This window comes from Vibrio sp. 10N.222.46.A1 (assembly GCF_041473595.1).
Lineage (GTDB): Bacteria > Pseudomonadota > Gammaproteobacteria > Enterobacterales > Vibrionaceae > Vibrio > Vibrio tasmaniensis_A.
The window spans coordinates 1-5,087 of the sequence record NZ_JBFRSN010000816.1 but is presented as its reverse complement, the minus strand read 5'-3'; the positions used below and the strand labels follow the sequence as shown (position 1 = coordinate 5,087).

Sequence of the window (5,087 nt, the reverse complement as noted above, 5' to 3'; positions counted from 1 at the left end):
TCCATTGAAACGGTGCGAGCTTCAGGTTCCAAAAGAACAGGAATACCCTCTTTAATTGGGTAAGCAAGGCGATCAATTTTACAAACAAGCTCTTGCTTATCCTTGTCAAAAGTTAGTTTACCTTTACATACAGGGCAAGCAACGATCTCAAGTAGACGGTGATCCATAGTATTCCATAACCTCTTTTATTCTTTTTAAAATTTGCTGTTGCGAATCTTCATCAAACTGCGCAGAAACTGGAAGATACCACCAGTTATCTTGCGCATATTCTTCGCATTTTACAGCGTCTTTTTCTGTCATAATCATATTCATACCTTTTTTTGCCAAGGCATGAAGTTCATCTTTATCAAAATCTTGATGGTCAGCGAAGCCCTGCGTGTAAACCACGTCACCATCAAGGTTTTCCAATGTTTTGAAAAAGCGTGGTGGGTGACCGATACCAGCAAAAGCCACCAGCTTCTGTAATTCTGCCACAGACCTTTTCTGACCCGTCTTCAGGTTAACCGCTTGGCTTGGAAGCAAAGACATCGAGAACTCTCGCCCGTGCGCTTTACCGCCATTATTAACCAAAAAGTCTACGTCATCTAAACGAGATATAGGCTCTCTTAATGGGCCCAAAGGAATTAGGCACTCACTACCAAAGCGTCTCGCACCGTCGATAACAGCAAATTCAATATCGCGTTCAAGTGCATAATGCTGAAGGCCGTCGTCAGTGATGATGACATTAACCCCTTCGCTCAGCAAAGCCTTTACTGCGTTTGCGCGCACAGGGTCAACCGCTACAGGCGCACCAGTTCGCTTACGAATCAAACGAGGCTCATCACCAGAGTGCTCTGCTGGCGTGTTTTCATCCAACACTAACGGATAGTTTGGTGCTTTCGCCCCATAACCTCGAGAAACAACACCTGGCTTAAAACCGTGAGCCTGAAGCATCTCTACCAACCAAATCACAACCGGTGTTTTGCCATTGCCGCCAGCGGTGATATTACCAACAACAATCACGGGTAAAAGCGGGCGATAGGTCTCTTTTTTCCCCGATAGATAAGCATCACGACGTTGACCGCTGATCATTTTGAACAGCTGACTCAATGGCCACAATAGCGGCCAGAGAAAGTATTTTAATGGGTGATTGTTAAACCAAATTTTTTCGATCACAACAAGACCTAATCTTATCCGCTGAACTGAATTCGGTGTAGTTGTGCATAAGCGCCATCAAGGGCGATGAGCTCGGCATGTGCACCTCTTTCTACAATATGCCCATCATCAACCACTAGAATCTCATCAGCTTGCTCGATAGTAGAAAGTCGGTGTGCGATAACAAGTACTGTTTTGTCTTTCTGCAGCTCTTCTAACGCAGATTGAATCGCTCTTTCTGACTCGGTATCCAATGCAGATGTCGCCTCATCAAGGATCAGAACAGGTGCATCTCTCAATAGAGCACGTGCAATCGCGATACGCTGTCTTTGACCGCCAGACAGGCTCGCGCCATTTTCGCCAACAACCGTATCGATGCCATTTTCCATGCCTTCGATAAACTCGCTTGCATGCGCAAGTTTAGCCGCGTGTTCGATCTGTTCACGTGAATACTGTTCTTCAGCTGCGTAAGCGATGTTGTTCGCAACCGTATCGTTAAATAGGTGCACATTCTGGGAAACAAGAGCGAAGTGCTCACGTAGATTTCTTAATTCATAATCACGAATGTCGTGACCATCAAGCTCAATAGAGCCAGAGTCTACGTCATAAAAGCGAGTAAACAGGTTCGCAATGGTACTCTTACCCGAACCTGAACGGCCGACAAGTGCGACTGTCTTGCCTTTCGGTATATTAAAACTGACCTTATCAAGCGCTGCTTTCTCTGCTCCTTGGTAAGTAAATGTCACATCTTTTACTTCAACTTCACCCGCTACGGTTTCAGGCTTCAACGTACCTTTATTTTGTTCCGTATCTAGATCCATCAAACCAAATAGGGTCGTACTCGCTGCCATACCACGTTGGAATTCAGACGTTACGTTAGTCAGAGCTTTTAGTGGGCGTAGTAAACCAAACATCGCCGAGAACACAACAGTGAACGTACCAGGAGTAAGCTCTGCTTTAATTGAATCAACACTAGCAAGAAATAGAACAACTACGATTGCAAGTGATGCAATCATCTGAATAATTGGGTTAGCGGCCGCTTGAGCAGTGATTAGCTTCATGCTTTGTTGGCGCATTTGGTTACTAACTTGGTCAAAGCGGTGTTTTTCTAGATCTTGTCCGCCATACGTTAGAACGACTTTATGTCCTTTCAGCATTTGTTCTGCAGAAGAGGCGACGTGACCCATACTGGTTTGCATGTTCTTAGAGATCTTTCTGAATCGCTTCGATACGATACTGATTGCCCACGCGACAAGAGGGGCGACAGCGAACAACACCAAAGACAACTGCCAACTATTCCAGAACATCAGCGTCAACAGGCCAATAATACTTGCACCTTCACGGACAATACTGACTAATGCTTTACTGGTTGCCGCAGAGACTTGCTCTGAATCGTAAGTAATTCGAGATAGCAGCGCACCAGTCTGTTCTTTATCAAAAAAAGAAACTGGCATATGCATAAAATGGCTGAATATTTTACGTCGAATTTCCATGACCACATTGCCTGAAACCCAGCTCAAACAATAAGTTGAAACAAAGCCACTGATGCCACGAACGAACATCATGACAAAGATAATGAGAGGGAGCGTACGTAAAAAGTCAGATTCTGCATTACCAAAGCCTTCATCAAGTAACGGCTTTAGTAAGGAAATCATGTAGGTATCAGTGACAGCATTTATAATAAGCGCAATAACCGCAACACCAAGGCCGGCCTTATATAGTCGAATATAAGTCCAAAGTCTTTTAAATGTGACCCAGGTAGTTTCATCTGTTTGTGTTGACATAGAATCGCTTAATTTTCTCACAATAATCTTCCTATTCTACTCCCTTACGAAGCATCTGCCTATACCACTGTCTGCCTTGTTGTTCTCTAATCTCATGATATTGCCAACCTTCTTGACCAATACTGATGGTTATTTGGCCGCTTTCTCCAGTATCAAGCCAAGCACTCCCTGCGTCGTGATAACGTTCAATAACGGATTCACTCGGCATCCCCCATTGATTGCCTTTGCCCAAAGAAGCGATCGCTAACTGAGGTGAAACGGCCTCAATAAAACTGGCGATCGAAGACGTATTGCTACCATGATGAGGAACAAGCATTACGTCACTTCGAAGCCGTTCGCCTTCGCGTGCAAGTAACCACTCACTGACCAATTCAATATCACCAGTAAGTAACATCGAGAACTCTAGAGCGGGGTCAAAAAGCCTGACCACGCACGAATGTGGGTTATACGCCCTCTTCACTTGTTTGGGAGGCCACAAGACCTCAAAAGCAACCCCTTGCCAAGTCCATACTTCTCCTAAAATACATGCTTGAATATTTGACGATTCTTGAATCGTAGATTGTCCTTGTTGACTGATATTCTGACTGGCTCTTACCCACTTAGGGTTGTAATTTTCAAGTAACGACGGATAGCCACCAGCGTGGTCAGAATCGAAATGACTCACTATTATACCCTCCAACTCATGAATTCCCCTCTGATTCAAAGTAGGAATAAGTAAGGATTCGACAATGGAACCTCCTGGCCATGCGTTACCAAGATCGTAAATAACAATCTGATTGTTCTTTTCTAAGAGCAAAGACAACCCGTGACCAACATCCAAGATATCGATAGTTAGTTTGTCTTGTTGAGGCTTGCCGAACTCCCACCACAGTACAAACACGGTAATAATCAATATAGATAGTGCTCGCTTGAAATATCGACTGACAAAACCGAAAAACAAGATGAGGAATACAGACAACTCAATCGTGTGATTATCCACTTGAAACCAAAATCGTTCAGAGAAAGGAAGACTAAATACGAGAGGCTCAAGCGATAAGTCGACCAACATCCATAATTGTTCAGACAAACCATTGTTGAATGTAGTTAAGCCAACGCCACCTGATACTGGCGCCAATATTAAGCTAAAGAACATTGCCAGGAACAATAGTGGAATAACCACCATCGACACCCAAGGTAAAAGGAGCAAGTTGTAGAAAACAGAGACTAAGCTGACCCCATTAAAGAACAGCATCGAAAAGGGAGCAATCAGGAATGTCAGCATTAACTGAATCTTGAAGAGCTGCAGTGCTCGGTCGATAAATGTTGAGTTTGAATCGGATGACTGACTATTTAACGCAATGTAAAGAACGGCACCTAACGCACCAAAAGACAACCAGAAGCTACTCGATAATGCTGAAAATGGCCAAATTAGCAGAACCACGCACAGACTTAAGGCGACATACCGAAACAAACTGATATTTTGCCCACGCCACAAGAAATAGCTGGCGATAATACACATCACCAAAGCTCTCAAGGTGGGCAGCGTGAACCCAGCAAACCAACTGTAGAAATAGGCTAAGCCGACTCCGAATATTGTGGGCAACCAAAGAAGTGAAGATGATAGTAACCTGAATACCTTTCCTACTTGATAGCCGATACCAAAGGCAATCCCAATATGCAGCCCCGAAATAGCCATCAAGTGAATCAAACCACTGCTTTTAAGTAAGTCCCAACGCTGAGAGTGAATAAGGTCTCGATAACCAAAACTCAAAGCCATAATGAGGTCTTGATTTGCCAGTTGACTTAACCTTTCAAGACTGTTTTCAAACCAATAGGACCGTAAGTTGCTATTGGTATGAATGCGATACTTTGTATTAGATCTGTAAATTGCATTGGCAACCACACCTGCGCTAAACAGATACTTTTCTAAATCAAAGCCTGCTTCATTGAGTTTGCCCCATACAGGCTTTATATACACAGATAAATTGACATCATCTCCGAGTGTTAACTTAAAAGGAGTAAACAAACGTAATTTTATTAATTGAGGAAAGATTAATTTTTCGCCGCCAATTGATCTAGCTACTATTACGCTTTCAAAACCGTGGCTATTTTCACTAAAAAGGCTAACAACCGAAGCATTTATGGTAGTATTCTGCCCTGATTGAAATAAGCGACTCGTTTGTATTTCAA

At 43.4% G+C, this 5,087-nt stretch carries 4 protein-coding genes; all 4 read right to left on the bottom strand.

Going from position 1 to position 5,087, the window contains the following annotated elements:
* On the bottom strand, positions 1–167 hold a 167-nt coding region (locus tag AB4496_RS20495), incomplete at its 3' end, for a Trm112 family protein (protein ID WP_372131806.1).
* Positions 148–1,155: a tetraacyldisaccharide 4'-kinase gene (lpxK, locus tag AB4496_RS20490; RefSeq protein WP_009847142.1), complete on the bottom strand. Its 1,008-nt coding sequence runs from the start codon at positions 1,153–1,155 to the stop codon at positions 148–150. The genes AB4496_RS20495 and lpxK, both read right to left, overlap by 20 nt.
* Positions 1,156–1,169: 14 nt before the next feature.
* Positions 1,170–2,918, bottom strand: a complete 1,749-nt coding sequence (gene msbA / locus AB4496_RS20485) for a lipid A ABC transporter ATP-binding protein/permease MsbA (RefSeq protein ID WP_009847143.1) — start codon at positions 2,916–2,918, stop codon at positions 1,170–1,172.
* 31 nt (positions 2,919–2,949) lie between these two features.
* A partial coding sequence (locus tag AB4496_RS20480; RefSeq protein ID WP_372131804.1) for a DNA internalization-related competence protein ComEC/Rec2 occupies positions 2,950–5,087 on the bottom strand: 2,138 nt, incomplete at its 5' end.